The following is a 1,283-nucleotide window of genomic DNA, read 5'->3' as shown; positions in this document are numbered from 1 at the left end:
GGATCAAAGCCGCGCACCGATCCATGAAGCATTGGAAAATTTTCGTCGGATGCGTGTGGTTCCTTTTGATGTGCCGGGACACAAGCGCGGACGCGGAAATCCGGAGCTGACGGAATTTCTGGGACAACAGTGCGTCGGCGTAGATGTCAACAGCATGAAGCCGTTGGACAATCTCTGTCATCCGGTTTCTGTCATTCGGGAGGCCGAAGAATTGGCAGCGGATGCGTTCGGTGCGGCACATGCATTTTTGATGGTCGGCGGAACCACAAGCTCGGTACAGAGCATGATTTTAACCGTCTGTAAACGTGGAGATGAGATCATTTTGCCGCGAAATGTGCATCGCAGCGTGCTCAACGCACTGGTTTTGTGCGGTGCGATTCCGGTTTATGTCAATCCAGAAGTAGATCAGCGTTTGGGCATTTCCCTTGGTATGCGTCGAGAGCAGGTCGCAAAGGCCATCGCAGAACATCCAAATGCAGTTGCTGTTTTGGTGAATAACCCGACATATTACGGTATTTGCAGCGACTTGCGCGCCATTGTCAAAATGGCACACGAGGCAGGAATGTTGTGTTTGGCAGATGAAGCACATGGCACGCATTTTTACTTTGGCGGCGGTTTGCCGGTTTCCGCTATGGCAGCCGGTGCGGATATGGCATCTGTTTCCATGCACAAGAGCGGCGGCAGCTTGACGCAGTCCAGCTTGCTGCTCATCGGTCCGAATGTCCATGCAGGATATGTGCGCCAGATTATCAATTTGACGCAGACGACCTCCGGCAGCTATCTGCTCATGTCCAGTTTGGATATTTCCCGCCGGAATCTCGCTCTGCGCGGCAGAAAGGTCTTCCACCAAGTCGCAGATATGGCAGAGTATGCACGAGAGGAAATCAATGCAATTGGCGGATACTACGCCTTTGGCAAAGAGCTTGTCAACGGAAACTCGATTTTTGATTTTGATACGACCAAGCTCAGTGTCCACACGTTGGATATTGGTCTTGCTGGTATTGAAGTATACGATATTTTGCGCGATGAGTACGATATTCAGATTGAATTCGGCGATATTGGCAATATTTTGGCGTATTTATCCATTGGTGACCGCGCACAAGAAGTGGAGCGTTTGGTCAGCGCATTGGCAGAAATTCGCCGCCGCTTTCAGACCGATGGTGCGGGTCTGCTCAGTCAAGAATATATTGATCCGCAGGTTGTAACCAGCCCGCAGGAAGCGTTCTATTCCGAAAAATGCAGCTTGCCGCTCCGAGAAACGGAAGGACGCGTGTGCAGTGAAT

At 51.2% G+C, this 1,283-nt stretch carries 1 protein-coding gene; it reads left to right on the top strand.

The genetic code is table 11. From position 1 onward, the window contains the following. The coding region (locus ACR0P9_RS12835) for an aminotransferase class I/II-fold pyridoxal phosphate-dependent enzyme (RefSeq protein ID WP_432620749.1) at positions 1 to 1,283 on the top strand (1,283 nt) is incomplete at both ends.

Origin of the sequence: Butyricicoccus sp. (genome assembly GCF_050872565.1) — a bacterium.
In the GTDB taxonomy this organism is placed as follows: domain Bacteria; phylum Bacillota; class Clostridia; order Oscillospirales; family Butyricicoccaceae; genus Butyricicoccus_A.
Note: the sequence above shows the minus strand (reverse complement) of the source record. Positions and strands in the feature narration are given on the sequence as shown.